At 66.9% G+C, this 16,116-nt stretch carries 15 protein-coding genes; 7 read left to right on the top strand and 8 right to left on the bottom strand.

The window, feature by feature from the left end:
• The first annotated feature begins 126 nt into the window (after positions 1-126).
• The 4 genes from AC1DYS_RS00545 to galM are packed head-to-tail and all read left to right on the top strand — an operon-like array spanning position 127 to position 4,387.
• Positions 127-1,188, top strand: coding sequence for a UDP-glucose--hexose-1-phosphate uridylyltransferase (locus tag AC1DYS_RS00545; protein ID WP_477895011.1), 1,062 nt, complete (start codon positions 127-129; stop codon positions 1,186-1,188).
• Positions 1,185-2,348 (top strand): galactokinase, encoded by a 1,164-nt coding sequence (gene galK, locus AC1DYS_RS00550; RefSeq protein WP_477895012.1) that lies wholly within the window; start codon positions 1,185-1,187, stop codon positions 2,346-2,348. Before AC1DYS_RS00545 ends, galK begins: the two co-directional genes overlap by 4 nt.
• A gap of 9 nt (positions 2,349-2,357) precedes the next feature.
• Positions 2,358-3,365, top strand: a complete 1,008-nt coding sequence (locus AC1DYS_RS00555) for an aldo/keto reductase (protein ID WP_477895013.1) — start codon at positions 2,358-2,360, stop codon at positions 3,363-3,365.
• Positions 3,362-4,387, top strand: coding sequence for a galactose-1-epimerase (gene galM, locus AC1DYS_RS00560; protein WP_477895014.1), 1,026 nt, complete (start codon positions 3,362-3,364; stop codon positions 4,385-4,387). Before AC1DYS_RS00555 ends, galM begins: the two co-directional genes overlap by 4 nt.
• Before the next feature lie 17 nt (positions 4,388-4,404).
• On the opposite strand, the gene dmeF is transcribed toward galM, so the two are convergent.
• Both dmeF and AC1DYS_RS00570 read right to left on the bottom strand, forming a co-directional pair.
• Positions 4,405-5,412 carry a CDF family Co(II)/Ni(II) efflux transporter DmeF gene (gene dmeF / locus AC1DYS_RS00565; RefSeq protein ID WP_477895015.1) on the bottom strand — a complete coding sequence of 336 codons (1,008 nt, stop codon included), beginning with the start codon at positions 5,410-5,412 and terminating at the stop codon, positions 4,405-4,407.
• A gap of 43 nt (positions 5,413-5,455) precedes the next feature.
• Positions 5,456-6,436, bottom strand: a complete 981-nt coding sequence (locus tag AC1DYS_RS00570) for a potassium channel beta subunit family protein (RefSeq protein ID WP_477895016.1) — start codon at positions 6,434-6,436, stop codon at positions 5,456-5,458.
• A gap of 171 nt (positions 6,437-6,607) precedes the next feature.
• Between AC1DYS_RS00570 and AC1DYS_RS00575 the strand changes: the two genes are divergently transcribed.
• Both AC1DYS_RS00575 and AC1DYS_RS00580 read left to right on the top strand, forming a co-directional pair.
• The gene (locus AC1DYS_RS00575; protein WP_477895018.1) at positions 6,608-7,333 is read left to right on the top strand and encodes a hypothetical protein; all 726 of its coding nucleotides are present in this window, start codon (positions 6,608-6,610) and stop codon (positions 7,331-7,333) included.
• Positions 7,334-7,373: 40 nt separating this feature from the next.
• Positions 7,374-8,768, top strand: a complete 1,395-nt coding sequence (locus AC1DYS_RS00580) for an aminopeptidase P N-terminal domain-containing protein (RefSeq protein ID WP_477895020.1) — start codon at positions 7,374-7,376, stop codon at positions 8,766-8,768.
• Positions 8,769-8,799: 31 nt separating this feature from the next.
• Here the strand turns inward: AC1DYS_RS00580 and AC1DYS_RS00585 are convergent, their stop codons facing one another.
• The gene (locus AC1DYS_RS00585) at positions 8,800-9,252 is read right to left on the bottom strand and encodes a MarR family winged helix-turn-helix transcriptional regulator (RefSeq protein WP_477895022.1); all 453 of its coding nucleotides are present in this window, start codon (positions 9,250-9,252) and stop codon (positions 8,800-8,802) included.
• 98 nt (positions 9,253-9,350) lie between these two features.
• On the opposite strand from AC1DYS_RS00585, the gene AC1DYS_RS00590 reads away from it, so the two are divergent.
• Positions 9,351-9,878, top strand: coding sequence for a thioesterase family protein (locus tag AC1DYS_RS00590; RefSeq protein WP_477895024.1), 528 nt, complete (start codon positions 9,351-9,353; stop codon positions 9,876-9,878).
• Here AC1DYS_RS00590 and AC1DYS_RS00595 read toward each other — a convergent pair.
• The 5 genes from AC1DYS_RS00595 to AC1DYS_RS00615 all read right to left on the bottom strand — a co-directional run bounded on the left by AC1DYS_RS00595 (position 9,868) and on the right by AC1DYS_RS00615 (position 16,076).
• A complete protein-coding gene (locus tag AC1DYS_RS00595; protein ID WP_477895026.1) occupies positions 9,868-11,469 on the bottom strand; it encodes a flavin monoamine oxidase family protein in 1,602 nt (533 codons plus the stop codon). The two genes, AC1DYS_RS00590 and AC1DYS_RS00595, sit on opposite strands and share 11 nt — an antisense overlap.
• A gap of 81 nt (positions 11,470-11,550) precedes the next feature.
• The gene (locus tag AC1DYS_RS00600; RefSeq protein ID WP_477895028.1) at positions 11,551-13,116 is read right to left on the bottom strand and encodes a polyamine aminopropyltransferase; all 1,566 of its coding nucleotides are present in this window, start codon (positions 13,114-13,116) and stop codon (positions 11,551-11,553) included.
• Between the two features lie 2 nt (positions 13,117-13,118).
• The gene (locus AC1DYS_RS00605; RefSeq protein ID WP_047498209.1) at positions 13,119-13,343 is read right to left on the bottom strand and encodes a DUF350 domain-containing protein; all 225 of its coding nucleotides are present in this window, start codon (positions 13,341-13,343) and stop codon (positions 13,119-13,121) included.
• Positions 13,344-13,383: 40 nt separating this feature from the next.
• The gene (locus AC1DYS_RS00610; RefSeq protein WP_477895030.1) at positions 13,384-14,979 is read right to left on the bottom strand and encodes a DUF4178 domain-containing protein; all 1,596 of its coding nucleotides are present in this window, start codon (positions 14,977-14,979) and stop codon (positions 13,384-13,386) included.
• Between the two features lie 68 nt (positions 14,980-15,047).
• Positions 15,048-16,076 carry an SPFH domain-containing protein gene (locus AC1DYS_RS00615; protein WP_477895032.1) on the bottom strand — a complete coding sequence of 343 codons (1,029 nt, stop codon included), beginning with the start codon at positions 16,074-16,076 and terminating at the stop codon, positions 15,048-15,050.
• Positions 16,077-16,116 lie beyond the last annotated feature (40 nt).

A 16,116-nucleotide genomic window follows, 5' to 3' on the forward strand; every position in this document is an offset into this window, starting at 1 on the left:
GCGGCCGGCTTCACGCCGGTGACATTCGACAACTCCGCCAACAGCAAGCGAAGGCGCGCGTGACCCTGCTGCGCCCGCTGGACCCAATGTGCGAGGACACTTGGCACTGGCAACATCTGCATCCCCATGACGACTGACACCCCTTTCCACCGAGACGACCACCCCCACCGCCGGCACAACGCCCTCAACGGCCAATGGGTGCTGGTGTCGCCGCACCGCGCCAAGCGCCCCTGGCAAGGCCAGCAAGACGAGCCCGACCTCCGCCCACGCGTGGCGCACGATCCCAGCTGCTACCTGTGCGCCGGCAACCCGCGTGTTGGCGGCGAGCGCAACCCCGATTACCACGGCCCCCACGTCTTCACGAACGACTTCGCGGCCCTAGCGCCCGACACCCCGTCGCCACCCGCCGAAGCGGATCCTCTTTTCGCCACCCACGCCGCGCGCGGCACCAGCCGCGTCATCTGCTTCTCCGAAGACCACGGCAAGACGCTGCCCGAGCTGCCCTTGCCGGCCATCGAGGCCGTGGTCGACACCTGGTGCGCGCAAAGCCGCGAGTTGGGCCAGCAATGGCGCTGGGTGCAGGTGTTCGAGAACAAGGGCGCGATGATGGGCTGCTCCAACCCCCACCCTCACGGCCAGCTCTGGGCCACAGACTTCGTGCCCGACTTGGCTGCGGCCGAAGACACCCACCAGGCCGCCTACTTCGCGCAACACGGCCGCGCATTGCTGGCCGACTACGCGGTGCGCGAAGCCGCGGATGGCGAGCGCACCGTCGTCGAGACGGCGCACTGGCTTGCGGTGGTGCCCTTCTGGGCTGCCTGGCCGTTCGAGACGCTGCTGCTTCCCAAATTTGCGGTGCAGCGCCTGCCCGATCTGGATGCCGCCGCCCGCGTCGACCTCGCCGTCGCGTTGAAGAAGCTGACCAGCCGCTACGACAACCTCTTCCAGTGCTCCTTCCCCTACTCGATGGGCTGGCACGGCGCGCCCTTTGACCATGCCGACCACCCCGGCTGGCAACTGCACGCGCACTTCTACCCACCGCTGCTGCGCTCCGCCAGCGTGCGCAAGTTCATGGTCGGCTTCGAAATGCTGGCCGAGGCCCAGCGCGACCTAACCCCCGAACAAGCCGCCGAGCGCCTGCGCGCCGTGTCGGACATCCACTACCTCGAACCCCAGCCCGCCCCATGACGAACGACCTCACCCCGCTGCTGCGCGCGCAGCAAGCCTTCACCACCGCTTTCGGCCACGCGCCTGAACTCGCCGCGCGCGCTCCGGGGCGCGTCAACCTGATCGGCGAGCACACCGACTACAACGACGGCTACGTACTGCCCTGCGCCATCGACTTCCACACCGTGGTCGCCGGCAGCCGGCGTGCGGACCGCCGCGTGCGCGTGGTCGCGGCTGACCTCGGCAACGCGCTCGACGAATTCGACCTCGACCAGCCCATCACGCCGCGTGCAGACGCCGGCTGGGCCAACTACGTGCGCGGCGTGCTCAAGCACCTGGCCGCACGCGGGCAGGTATTCGGGGGCGCCGACCTCGCGGCGTCGGGCAACGTGCCGCAAGGCGCAGGCTTGTCGTCGTCGGCCGCACTCGAAGTCGCGCTCGGCCAGTTCTTTCGCCAGGCCTACGCGCTGGACATCACGCCGACCGAGATCGCGCTCAACGGCCAGGAGGCGGAGAACCGCTTCGTCGGCTGCAACTGCGGGATCATGGACCAGCTCATCTCGGCGCGCGGCGAGGCAGACCACGCGCTGCTGATCGACTGCCGCTCGCTCGACGCCCGCTCCGTGCCGCTGCCGGCCGGCGTGGCGGTGCTGATCGCACACTCGCGCGTGCGCCGCGGCCTGGTCGACAGCGAATACAACATCCGGCGCACCCAGTGCGAGACGGCGGCTCGCCACTTCGGTGTGAAGGCGCTGCGCGACCTGACGCTGGATCAACTCAACACCCGCGCGCATGAACTAGACGCCGTCGTGCTGCGCCGCGCGCGCCACGTGATCACCGAAAACCAACGCACTGTCGATGCCTGCGAGGCGCTGACGAGCGGCGACTTGCAAGGCATGGGCAAGTTGATGGCGCAGTCGCATGCATCCATGCGCGACGACTTCGAAATCACCGTGCCGGCCATCGATCACCTGGTGGAGATTCTGCAGACCGCCATCGGCAGCGAAGGCGGCGCGCGCATGACCGGCGGCGGCTTCGGCGGCTGCGTGGTGGCGCTGCTGCCCGAGAGCAAACTGCAGAGCGCCGTGGCGGCTGTCGAGGCACACTACCGCTCGCCCGAAAACGAGGCCGCCCACCTGTATGTCTGCCGCGCCAGCGCCGGAGCCGGCCCCGCCCACTGAGACTGACCCATGACTGCCTACCTGCCACACGATGCGCGCTACGAGGCGCAACCCTATCGCCGCTGCGGACGCAGCGGCCTGAAGCTGTCCGCGGTGTCGCTGGGCCTGTGGCACAACTTCGGCGGCGTCGACCGCCTCGAGACCGCCCGCGCGCTGGTGCGCTGCGCCTTCGACCACGGCATCACGCACTTCGACCTGGCCAACAACTACGGCCCGCCACCCGGCTCGGCCGAGCAGACCTTCGGCGAACTGCTGCGCACCGACCTGGCGCCCTACCGCGACGAGCTCATCATCTCCAGCAAGGCTGGCTACGTGATGGGGCCCGGCCCCTATGGCGATGGCGGCTCGCGCAAGTACCTGCTGTCCAGCCTCGACCAGAGCCTCAAGCGGATGGGGCTGGACTACGTGGACATCTTCTATCACCACCGCCCCGACCCGGCCACGCCGCTGGAAGAGACGATGGCCGCGCTCGACCACGCCGTGCGCAGCGGCCGCGCGCTGTACGTGGGCGTGTCCAACTACCCGCCCGAGCTCACGCGCCAGGCCGCCAAGCTGCTGCGCGAGCTGGGCACGCCTTGCCTGATCCACCAGCCGCGCTACAGCATGCTCGACCGCTGGGTCGAAGGCGGCTTGCTGCAGACGCTGGCCGACGAAGGCATCGGCTGCATCGCGTTCTCGCCGCTCGCGCAGGGCCTGCTCAGCGACCGTTACCTCGGTGGCGACGTGCCCGCCGATTCGCGTGCCTCGCGGGGTCTGTTCCTCAAACCGCAAGACATCACGCCGCAAAAACTGGCCACGATCCGCGGGCTCAACCAACTGGCGCTCGCACGCGGGCAGACCCTCGCTCAAATGGCGCTCACCTGGGTGCTGCGCCACGAGGGCATGAGCTCGGTGCTGATCGGTGCCAGCCGCGAGGCGCAGATCACGGACGCCGTGAAAGCGGCGGGTGCCACGGCGCTCTCCAGCGAAGAATTGCAAGCCATCGAGCAATTGCTCAAGACATCGAACCCCGCATGACACTCTCGTCCGACACCCGCCTCTTCACGCTCGAAAACGCCGCCGGCCTGCGCATCCAGGTCATGGACCACGGCGCGACCTGGGTCTCGTGCTCCGTGCCGCTGCCCGACGGCTCGCGCCGCGAGGTGCTGCTGGGCTGCGCGAGTCTGGCCGACTACCAGCGCCAGACGGCCTACCTCGGCGCCACCATCGGCCGCTACGCCAACCGCATCGGCAACTCGCGCTTCGTGCTCGACGGCCAAGCTCACCAGCTGACGGCCAACGAAGGCAAGAACAAGTTGCACGGCGGCCCGGTCGGTTTCGACCGCCGCGTGTGGCAGCTCGAATCGCACACGCCGGCCGAACTGGTGATGTCGCTCGTCTCCGAAGAAGGCGACCAGGGCTTCCCCGGCCAGATGACCACGTTCGTGAAGTACTCGCTGGGCGACGACCTGTGCGTGCGCATCGGCTTCGAGGCCACCGTCACGGCGCCGTGCCCGGTGAACCTGACCAGCCATGCCTACTTCAACCTCGACGGCGACGCCGCCGATGGCGACTGCCGCGCACACCGGCTGCGCATCGCCGCGCAGGAGTTCTTGCCGGTGGACGCCGGATGCATCCCCACCGGTGAGCGGCGCTCGGTGGCCGGTACCGGCTTCGACTTCCGCCAGCCGCAGCGCGTGGACGCGGCGCTCATGCGCGACGAGCAACAGCAGCTCACCCGGGGTTACGACCACTCGTACTGGCTCGATGCGTCGTGTGCCGACGGTTCGCAGCCGGCCGCCGAGCTGGAGTCCGGCGATGGCCGCGTCAGCCTGCAGCTCTACACACAGCTGCCGGGCCTGCAGTTCTACAGCGGCAACTACCTGGCCGGCACGCCGGCCCGTGTGGGCGAGTACGGCCAGTACGCCGGCCTGGCACTGGAGCCCCAGTTCTCACCCGACAGCCCCAACCACCCCGAGTGGCCGGACTGCGTGCTGCGCCCCGGGCAGCGTTATCAGCAGGAGCTGCGCTACCGCTTCTTGACGTCGAGCGTGTTCTGACCTGACTTCGCTCTCGCTTATGCGGGAGCGTGCGGGCAGCGGTTGACCTCGATCGACACGTGCGCGAGTTCCTTGTGCACGTCGAGACGCTCACGGTAGGCCGAGGGCGCCAGCGGGCGGTCGGCCACGATGCAGACCTCGACCGCGAAGCTCTCGCGGCCGACACGCCACACGTGCAGATCGGCCACCTTGGCGTCGCCATCGGACTCCAGCGTCGTCCGCACGGCCTCGGTCAGCGGGTGATCCATCTCGCGGTCGAGCAGCACGGCCGCTGACTGCTTCATCAAGCCCCAGGCCCACACCCCGATCACCACCGCGCCGATCACGCCGACCAGCGGGTCGAGCCAGGTCCAGCCCAGCCACAGTGCGGCAGACAGCGCCGCGATCGCGAACACTGAGGTCAGCGCATCCGCCACCACGTGGGCGTAGGCGGCGCGCAGGTTCAGGTCTTCGCCGCCGTGCTTGTCGTGGCCGTGGTCATGGCTGTGGTGGTCGTCATGATGGTCATGGTGGTCGTGCTTGTGCGCGTGGCCATGGCCGTGGTGATCGTGTCCGTGGTCACCGCCCTGTGCTCCATGCAGCAACCACGCCGACACCACGTTCACCACCAGGCCGCTGACCGCGATGATCAATGCAGCCTTCGCATCGATCGGCTCGGCCTTCCACAGGCGCATGGCCGACTCGAAGACGATGCCCACACCCACGAGCCCGAGCACCAAGGCACTGGCGAAGCTGCCCAGCACCTCGATCTTCCAGGTGCCGAAGGCGTAACGCGCATCGCTGGCATGTCGACGCGCCAGGTAATACGCGGCGGCGGTGACCCCGAGCGCCAGTGCGTGCGTGCCCATGTGCCAGCCATCGGCCAGCAGCGCCATCGAACCCGTCCACCAGCCTGCGCCGACCTCGACCACCATCGTGATCAGTGTGATCGCCAGCACCCAGTGCGTGCGCTGCTCGCCGCGCCGGTTGCCCGTGTCAAACACATGCCCGTGCTGCCAGGGGCTCAGGTCGTGGGAGTGATTCATGTGCGCCCCTCGGCCCGCTCGCTCCGATTAATGGTGGCTTGCTTCATCCAGCCAACGGCTTGGCGATGTCGTCGATGCGTGCCAACACCTCGGGCGTCAGCTTCGGCGTGAGCGCCAAGGCGCCGAGGTTGTCTTGCAGCTGCGAGATCTTCGACGCGCCGAGGATCACGGTGCTCACGTTCGGGTTGTGGTTGACCCACGCGATGGCCAGTTGCGCCAGGTTGCCGCCCAGGTCGCGCGCGATAGGCTCGAGCTTGGCCACAGCCGCGTTCTTCTCTGCGTCGGTCAGCCCCTTCACCAGGAAGCCCATGTTGGCCAGTGCGCCACGGCTGCCGGCCGGAACACCGCTCCGGTACTTGCCGGTGAGCAAGCCGCTGGCGAGTGGACTCCAGGTGGTCAGGCCCAGCCCGATGTCTTCGTAGAGGCGCGCGTACTCGGCCTCGACGCGCTTGCGGTGGAACAGGTGGTACTGCGGCTGTTCCATCAGCGGCTTGTGCAGGTGATGGCGCTCGGCGATCTCGTAGGCAGCGCGGATCTCGTCGGCGCTCCATTCGCTGGTGCCCCAGTAGAGCGCTTTGCCGCGGGTGATCATGTCGCTCATGGCCCACACGGTCTCTTCGATCGGGGTGTGCGGATCGGGGCGATGGCAATAGACCAAGTCGATGTGATCCAGCTGCATGCGCTTGAGCGAGCCGTCGATCGCCTGCGACAGGTACTTGCGGTTCAGGGTGTCCTTGTGGTTGATGCGGTTGCCGCCCTGGTCAAGGCCCCAGAAGAACTTGGTCGACACCACGTAGTTCATGCGCGGCCACTTCAAGGCCTTGAAGGCCTCGCCCATCACCACTTCACTCTGGCCGGCGGCATAGGCCTCGGCGTTGTCGAAGAAGTTGACGCCGGCATCCATGGCCGCGGCCAGCATTTCGGTGGCGGACTTCGTGTCCACCTGGTTGTGATACGTGACCCACGAGCCCAGCGACAACTCGCTCACCTGCAAGCCGCTGCGGCCCAATCGACGATATTGCATGGCTACCCCTGGTTAAGAATTGCGGCATCTTAGCCACAGGGCTTTCCCCACTCGGCACGTGGAATCGACCGCATGTCAGCGGTAAAACGCCGGCCTTCTGCTCCGCCCTTTCCCTTCGTACAACTTCGCGTTACCTTTCGCCTTGTGACACACGTACTCATACTCCCCTTCATGCTGGCCATTGCCGTGGCCGGGCATGTGCTCCTGGGCCGCGGCGCCAAGGCCCTGGCCGCCGTGGTGGCACCGCTGGCCAGCGGCCAACTCGAAATCAGCGGCTATGAGCGTCGTGTCTATGGCACGGCCGACCGCGCGATGCTCGAAGTGGTCGGCGTCGTGATCGCCTCCGGCCTCGTCATGTGGGTGGGCGTGGCCTGGAGCCTGGGCTGGGTCACGTTCATCGGTTTCCTGGCACTGCTCGGCGCAGTGGCTTTCGATCTGTCCCGCTGGGAACGCGTCACCGTCAGTGCCAGCTATGTGTGGTTTCAGCGCGGCATCGGGCACAAGGTGCACCAGGTCGCGATCGAGAACATCCGCGACGTGACGGTCAGCGAAGCCGAGGCGCCGGGCTTCACGCTGCGCCACCTGAACCGCAACCGTGTGTGCCGCCTCAGCATGCGCATGAACGACAAGCGCATCGTCGCCTTGCCCAAGACCGACGCGCAGAGCGAGCTGGAGGCCGTGGAAACCCTGGCCAACCACATCCGCACGCGCCAGCAGCTGGCGGGCGACCGCGAGGCGGTCAAAAAGTCGAGCGATCGCGGCACGCAGGTGGCCGCCGAAGTGGCCCAACAGCCGGCCACGGTCGACCGCGAAATGATGCGCGAGCTCAAGCGCCTGCGCCAGCGCGCCACGGCCCCTGACGTGCCTGCGGCCGTCAAGCGGACCGGCAAGGTCTAGCAGGGTCAGACCCGCCGGGCGCGGTGCAACAATCGCCCGCATGAACATCGACACGTACCGCAGGCGCCGTTCGCAACTCGCCGAGCGCCTGCGCGCTGCCGGCGGCGGGCTCGCCATCGTGATGACTGCGCCCGAAGCGATGCGCAGCCGTGACAACGAGTACCCGTACCGGCACGACAGCTACTTCCACTACCTGACCGGCTTCGACGAACCGAAGAGCGGCTTGGTGCTGCGCGCCGACGGGCACTGCACGTTTTTCTGCCGCAACAAGGACGTCGAGCAGGAGATCTGGGAAGGCCGCCGCTTAGGCCCCGAAGCCGCGCCGCAGGCCCTTGGCATCGACGAGGCTTATCCAATCGACGGGCTCGATGCGCGGCTTCCCGAACTCATCAAACACCAGAGCACCGTGTGGACGCTGTTCGGTGCACCCGGCGGCCTGGAGCAGCGCGTCACCGGCTGGCTGGCGGCCGCACGTGATCGCTCGCAACACGGCAGCAGCAACCCTGGCACCCACCGCGACCTGGCGCCGCTACTCGATGAAATGCGGCTCGTGAAAGACGCTGACGAGATCGCGACCATGCGGCGCGCGGCGACCATCTCCGCGGATGCGCACCTGCGCGCGATGCGCTACAGCGCCCAACGCTTCCGCGCCGAGCCCACGGGCAACGTGCGCGAGTACGAGATCGAGGCCGAGCTGTTGCACGAGTTCCGCCGCCAAGGCGCGCAAAGCCCAGCCTACACATCGATCGTGGCGGCCGGCGCCAATGCCTGCGTGTTGCACTACGCCGCGAGCGACGCGCTGCTGAAAGCCGGTGAGCTGTGCCTCATCGACGCTGGCTGCGAGCTCGACGGCTACACCAGCGACATTACCCGCACCTTTCCCGCGGCCGGCCGCTTCAGCACGGCCCAGCGCGAGCTCTACGACATCGTGCTCGCGGCACAAGACGCAGCGACCGCCGTCACCCGCCCCGGCGCCCGCCACCGCGACGCGCACCATGCCGCCGTGCGTGTGCTCGCGCAGGGCATGCTCGACACCGGGCTGCTGAGCCGCGACACCCATGGCCAGCTCGATGACGTGATCGCGAGTGCCGCCTACCGCCAGTTCTACATGCACGGCACCGGCCACTGGCTGGGACGCGACGTGCATGACGCCGGCGAGTACCTCGCGCTCGACGAAGCGGCATTCGACCAGCCCGACGGGCTCGGCGGGCGCGTGGTGAAGCACCCTTCGCGCGTGCTGCAGCCCGGCATGGTGGTCACGCTCGAACCCGGCATCTATGTGCGGCCCGCGGAGGGCGTGCCCGAGAAGTACTGGAACATCGGCATCCGCATCGAAGACGATGCGGTCGTCTCGGCCAACGGCTGCGAACTGATCAGCCGCGGCGTGCCGGTGAAGGCGGACGAGATCGAAGCCTGGATGGCGTCGACGGCCTGAGCCGCAGTGCGCGCTGATCTCGGCTGAAGCCTCAGCTCTCGGCGAGCATCGCCTGCAGCACCTCGCACGCGGGGGCCATGAGCTTCTCGACCAGGGCCAGTTCCTTCACGGTGAGCGTGGACGCCATCGCGCTCACCACCTCGGCCTGCACCTTCATCGTCTTGCGCGCAAGCGCCGCACCCGAGGGCGTGAGGAATAGCAGCTTCGCACGCGCATCCGCGGGGTCGGCCTCGCGGCGCACCAGGCCATCGGCCTCCATCTGCTTCAACAGCATGCTGGTGTGGCTCTTGGCGACGAAACAGCGCTGTGCCAAGGTTTGCTGCGTGATGCCTGGCGCCGTGCTCAGGTTGGCCAACACCTCGTGCTCGGCCACACGCACGCCGACCTTGGCCAGGCGTTTGGTGATGACGGCGTCGCAGAGGTTGTACGCGCGCACCACGGCCAACCATGCCGCCGTACCGTGAGGGGATGAGGGTGTCTTCATGTCACGTCCACAGCATTTGAAACAAGATTGATCGAGGCATATGGTTCATTATTGAACTAATATGGCGGCGCAGCGTGGCTGCGATTTCGGGTGCTTTCATGAATCTCTATCTTCGCCTCTTGCTGACCTTGCTGCGTTCATGGCGCCTGCCGCCACTGCAGCTCGGCGACACGCTGGAGCGCCAGCTCCGCGTGCTGCCCAACGACCTGGACATCAACGGCCACATGAACAACGGCCGCTACCTCACGCTCATCGACCTGATGCTGGTCGAGTACTTCGTGCGTACCGGTTTCGCCCGCGTGATGCTGAGCAAGGGCTGGCGCCCGATGTCGGGCGGCGCCATCATCAGCTATCGACGCGGCCTGAACCCCTTCCAGACCTATCAGCTGCGCTTTCGGCTCGACGCGAGCGACGCCCACTGGAACTACATGCGCTTCGAGTTCGTGCGCGACGGCCGCGTGCACGCCGCCGGCTACATGAAAGGCGCCGCCGTCGCACAGAGCGGGCTGGTCCCGAACACCGAGTCGTATGCCGCGATGAACCTCGCCCCATTGGCCAAGCCATTGCCGCCCGCAGTGGAGCGCTGGCTCGCGGCCGAACAAGGGGTGATGGCGGCTACGTGGTGAGCGCTCGCCCAACTCGGTGGCCGTGAAAGTACGCCTCCTCGAACACCGAGTAGCCCGACAGATCGCTGTGGGCGAAACGCACTCGGCCTTCGGTCCGAGACAGGGCTTTCAGCGCCGGGCTGCTGCGGACGCCGGGCAATGGGATGCTCATCGCGTGGCCGTAGCGCATCAGGTCGATGCGCTTGACCTTGGCAGGCAAGTCCGGGTGGGCAGAAGACAGATCGTCCAGCACGGTGCGTGACCACCTCGACCAGTCGTCGCTCAGAAGGCGAGCGCGCTGTGCTTGCAGCTGCGCGGGCGTGTCGCCACCCAGCGCCCAGTAGCTCGTGAGCACCGTGGGGCCGGGGTAGGGTCGCAGGCTCTGGTGCATGGCGTTGACGTAGCCGAGCGACGCGCTGCCGTGGATCACGTTGTCCCACGACGGTGGGGCTCCACCCAAGTCGTGCAGCACCTCGTCGATGTGCAGGTTGGCCACCAGCCACGGGGCATAGCGCATCTGCGACGCGGCGGCTTGCAACGCGGAGGGCACTGACACCATCAGGCGCGCGGCGACGAAGAGCGGCGTGGCCAGCACGGCCTGCGCGGCCGTCCAGCGCTCGGCGCGCTGCTCGCGCGCATCCCACACATCCACCGTCACATCGTGCCGGCCTTCGTCGACGCGAAGCACCACCTTGCCGGTGTGAAGGCGTTCGCGCAACGGCGTGGCCAGGCGCTCGGTGAGCCAGCCGTTGCCCTGCGGCCAGGTGAGGATGCCGTCGCGCTCTTCGGGGTCGCGCGAGCCAGGTGCACGAAAGCCGTGGCGACTCGCGAAGTAGTGCAGGCCGGCCCAGGCCGAGACCTGGGCCGAGCCGGCTCCGTAGTCGTCACGGCAGCAGTAGTCGAGGTAGCCACGCAAGGCGGCGGACTTGAAACCTTGCGCATCAAGCCAGCTGTTGAACGTGATGGCGTCGAGCGCCTGGAGACCCGCTGTCCACGGCGAACGCGCGGTGGGAATGCTGAAGCCGAGCGTCTCGCTCGCCTGCGACACGGCCTCGCTGAAGCGGCGGTATTGCGCGAGCGTCTCGTCGCTCTGACCATGGACGGGCAACAGGCCCTCTTGCCACTGGCCGTCGATGAACAAACGCTCCTGCGGGCTGTGGCAGAGATGGCGCTCGTCGTAGACGCGCTTGCCGTGCTCGATGCGACTCAGCCCCAGCTCCTCCAGCAGCTCGATGACTTCGGTCGCCCGCTCACTGGGAACGGGCAGGTAATGTGCGCCGAGCGGGCACGCCATGTCGGCGATCTGGTGGCCACGGCTATTGCCGCCGACCGCGTCTTCCAGGTCAAGCAGGTGCACGTCGTCAACGCCCGCCTTGGACAGTGCCCGCGCGCACGCAAGGCCTGCCACACCGGCTCCAACGATCAGCACGCCAACGCGGCGCTGCACGGTAGGTGTTGGTAGGCTGCCGCTCTTGAGGTCTCGCACACGGTGGCCGCGCTCGTGCTGTGCACCGACCCAGCCACCGTCGTAGTGCGGCTCAGCGGATCGTCGGCAGGCACTCAAGGGCAGCGACGCCGCCGCAGCCAGCAGGGCGCGCCGACGCAGTTTCATCGCCACTTCATGGCAGCGCCCTGGGCGCTGCGCGCCGTCCCGCCACGCGGGAGCTTTCGCACTTGGGGCGGCTCGGCGTACTCATTGGTGAGTGCGTCCCCACTCTTCCTCGTAGGTCTGCACCAGCACCTGGTTGGACAGGCGATTCACCTCGGTGGGCACGCGAGCCATGTCGGGCGGGAACTCCATCAACGAAGGGAAGCCCGCAAGCGTAAGAAAGCGCAGCCCGGCGGGCAGCTGGGTGGGCGTGCGGAACGGCCTGCGACTGGCGAGGATGAACCCCCACTCGCCGAAGCTCGGCACGTGCACGTGGTACGGCGTGGTCTGCAAGCCGGCGGCCTCGATGGTGGTGGCGACCGTCCAGAAGCTCTTGCGCGCGATCAGTGGTGAGGTGGTCTGCACGACGGCATAGCCCGATGCCGAGAGGTGCGCGTCGATCAACGAATAGAAGCTCGAGGTGTAGAGCTTGCCGATGGAGAAATTGGTCGGGTCGGGAAAGTCGATGACGATCACGTCGAAGCTGCCTGCGGCTTTTCCGTTGTCCCGGTCGAGCCAGGTGAACGCGTCGGCGTTGACGATGTGCATCTTGGGCGAGCGCAAGGAGTCGCCGTTGAGCTGGCGCAGCAGCGGCTGTTCGGCAAACAGCGTCGTCATGTGCGGGTCGAGTTCGACCAGCGTGACCTCTTCAACGCTCGGGTACTTGAGGATCTCGCGCGCAGCCATGCCGTCGCCGCCGCCCAGTATCAGTACCTTCTTCGGCGCACCGTGGGCGGCCATCGCGGGGTGCACCAGCGCCTCGTGGTAGCGGTACTCGTCACGCGAGTGGAACTGCAGGTTGCCGTTGAGGAAAAGCCGCACGCCAACACGGCTGGCCGTCACGACGACACGCTGGTAGGCGCTGGTCTTACTGTAGAGGATGCGATCGGCGTAGAAGCGGTCTTCCGCCCAGGTGCTGATGCGGTCGGCACCTGCCATGGCTGCGAGCAACGCGGCCATCACACCGACGCACGCGATGACATGCGTCGACACGCGGCGCAGCTCGCCACGGAACAGCCACAGTGCCCACACCGCCACGCCGGCGTTCAACAGGCCGAAGAACGCGCCGGTTCGCACCAGTCCGAGCTGCGGCACCAGCACCAGCGGGAAGGCGATGGCCACCGCGAGGGCGCCGAGGTAGTCGAAGGTGAGCACCTGCGAGACCAGATCCTTCAGCGCGTAACGCTCGCGGAAGTGGCGCTTCAGGATGCGCATGACCAGCGGGATCTCCAACCCCACGAGGATGCCGACCAGCAGCACCATGGCGTAGAGCGCGAAGCGAAACGAGGGCGCCGCCACTGTCTGCAGCGAGAACAAGGCCGCGGGCATCAACCCGCCAACCAGACCCACCAGCAGCTCGATGCGAAGAAAGTGCGCCACCAGTTGCCGCTCGAAGAAGCGCGACAGCCACGAGCCAATGCCCATGGCGAACAGGTAGCTGCCGATGACGGTGGAAAACTGCAGGATCGAATCGCCCAGCAGGTAGCTCGCGAGCGCCCCCGCCGCCAACTCGTAGACCAGCCCGCAGGCAGCCACGACGAAGACCGACGCCAGCAGCGCGACTTCGGCCGGGCGGATGCGCTTCGTGGTGTCGGTGTCAGTCGCCGACACAGTCAGCCATGTATCGCCGCAGAAACGATAAGGCCGATGGCGATGCACATCGCGCCAACCACGATCGCCAGCGCGACGTTCTTCTTCTCGATGATCTCGGCCCACAAGTCATAGGGCGTGACCTTGTCGACGATGACGAAGCTGATCCAGAACACCAGCACGCCGATCAGCGCGTACAGGATCGAGCCGAAGAACACGGCGGGCTTCAGCCATTCGATTCCCAACATGAGACTCTCCTTTGAGAAAAACTGTGCGGATGCAGGGCGCTCATTTGTGGCCGCCACCGCTCGAGAAACCACCGAACGAGCCACCGCCGGTGCGGTAGCCGCCGCTGCGGTTGCTGGCCAGGCAATTCTGGTACTCCTGCGAGGCCTGGCCGTAGCTTTGGCGCAGGCTGTCGCAGTTGGAATCGTTGTCGTCGCTGCAGCGGAACAGCATCAACAACACCACGATGACGAACACCCAGAAGAACACCTTGGCCAGCAAGCTGGCGGCGTTGCCCGACGTGGGCGTCGCGTCGCGCTGCAGGGCGGCGCTCTTGTCAGGTGCGAGGCGGAAGGCCTTGACGACGGCATCTGCGGCAAGGGTTTCGCCGGCCGACCAGACCACCTCGCCGTCGGTCACTTCGCGGTTCAGGCGCTTGCTGCTGGCATTGCCGGTGCCCCGGTAATCGGTGTTGTCGGTGAGCTCACCACGCTTGAGTTGCCAATAGAACTCACCCAGCACATAGGTCACCCGGCCAGCGTAGTTGTAGAGCTTGCGGTACAGCGCGCCTTGGTAGCGCATGTTCTCGCCGGCCTGCGTGGGCACGCCGGTGATGGGCGCAGCCCAGCTCCAGCCGTCTTCGGCATCGACGAGAAAGGCGAAGCCTTCTTCGCGGTGGTACAGCAGGTATTCGCGCCAGAAGCTCTGCTCGTCCTCGCCCACCTCGCAGCGCTCGACGTAGCCGACCACCTGCCACGGCCGCGCAGGCTTGCCGCCGAGCGCCAGCGTGCCGACGGTGCCGAGCGGAATCTGCGGCTCGCTGCCGTTGTCCTGTGCGTAGTGAGCCAGGTCGCCGCCCACGCCTTGCCCAGCCGACGTCAGGTCGACCACGGCATGGCATTGGTGGCAGACGATGGACTGCGTCGTCGAGAGCTTCACCTCGAGCGAGGTGCCGCAACTCGGGCACTCGATGGTGCGCGCCTTCAGCGTCTTTTCGGCACTGTCGGCCAGGCCGGTCATCGTCAGTTCGCTGATGGCCACCGAGCGGCCCACCGACCACTTGGGCGCTGCTGCATCGCTGTAGTCGAGCGTGCCCACCTCGTCGCGCGAGCTGCGCAGGTCGGCGACCACGAAGCCACGCTCGGTGTTCGGCTTGTAGGGCAGTTCGCCTTGCGCCGCGATCAGCTTGGCGACGGTGACCGAGCCGACCGACCAGCTCTGGCCGTTGACGATCTGCGGCGACCCCGGCCGCAATGCGTCGGGTGCAGGGGTGTCGCCTTCAAGCGGCGCATCGAAGGCGATGACGTAGCGGCCGTTGTCTTCGCTCAGCCAACCCGATTTCTGGTTGTCGGGGCCGCCGTCAAACAGCGCGTGCCATTCGTTCCAGGTGCCGTCTTTGTAGCGGTACTGCAGGCGGCCGACGATCGTGAAGGCAGCGCCCTGGTACTTGCCGCCGGCGCCGAGCTGCAGAGGAGAGTGGTCGTCGAAGAGTTCAGCGCTCTCGCCGATCTTGCGCAGCGCATCGCCTTCGCGCACCACGGTGCTGCGGCAGAAGCTGCAAACCGCGAAGGCAGAAGCCGCCGAGCGAAAGTCGACCGGCGCGCCGCAGTTGGGGCACGCAGCACGGTAGGCGCGTTGAGGGCTGGGTTCTGTGGCCAAGGGCGGGCGGCGTAGGCGTTGTCAGCAGGCCAGCGTTGCCGGCCTGCACGAACCGAATCGGCGCTGAATCAGACGAGCTTCTTCAGCAGCTCGGCTTTCTTCGCGTCGAACTCTTCCTGCGTCAGGATGCCCTTGCCCTTGAGTTCACCCAGTTTCTCGAGCGTGGCCATCACGTCGTCGGGTTTCACTGCGGCTGGGGCCGCAGCCGCTGGCTGGCCCTGCAGGCCTTGCGAGAGCTGCTGCGCCATCACCTGCCCGAGCGCCACGCCGGCGCCCAAGCCCATTGCGTCGCCAGCAATACCACCGCCACTGGAGCCCGCACCTTCGGCGAACTTGGGGATCGACTGCGCCGTCTGGTATTGCATGAACTTGCCCATGTCGCCACCGACCATGCCCATGCCGATCTTCTGGTCGAGGATCTTCTGCAGCTCTTCAGGCAGCGACACGCTCTGCATCGTCACCGACTCGAGCTTCAGGCCCAGCTTCTCGAACGAAGGCGCGGTGGCTTCCTGCAAGGCCTTCGCAAACTCGATCTGGTTGGCCGCGAGGTCGAGGAAGGCAACCCCGCTGGACGCCACGGCGTCGGAGATGTGCTGCAGCATCAGGCCGCGCAACTGGCCATCCAGTTCGGCCACGGTGTAGGTGGCACGCGTGCCCGAGATCTCGGTGTAGAACAGCTTCGGGTCGGCGATGCGGTAGGCGTAGTTGCCGAAGGCGCGCAGGCGCACGGCGCCGAAGTCCTTGTCCCGAATGGTCACCGGCTGGGTGGTGCCCCAGCGCTGGTCGATCTGCTGGCGCGTGCTGAAGAAGTACACGTCGCTCTTGAACGGGCTCTGGAACAGCTTGTCCCAGTTCTTCAGGTACGTGAGCACCGGCAGCGTCTGCGTGGTGAGCTTGTACATGCCCGGGCCGAACACATCGGCGAGCTTGCCCTCGTTCACGAAGACGGCCATCTGCGACTCGCGCACGGTGAGCGAGCCGCCGTACTGGATTTCGTTGTCGGCCATCGGGTAGCGCCAAGCCAGCACGCCATCGCCGGCTTCGGTCCACTCCAGAATGTCGATGAACTGTTTCTTGATGAAATCCATCAGGCCCATGTCAATCTCCCATGAAGATGTTGTGGATCATAGGGGCAGT

It is taken from the genome of Rhizobacter sp. P2_G4 (assembly GCF_056403575.1).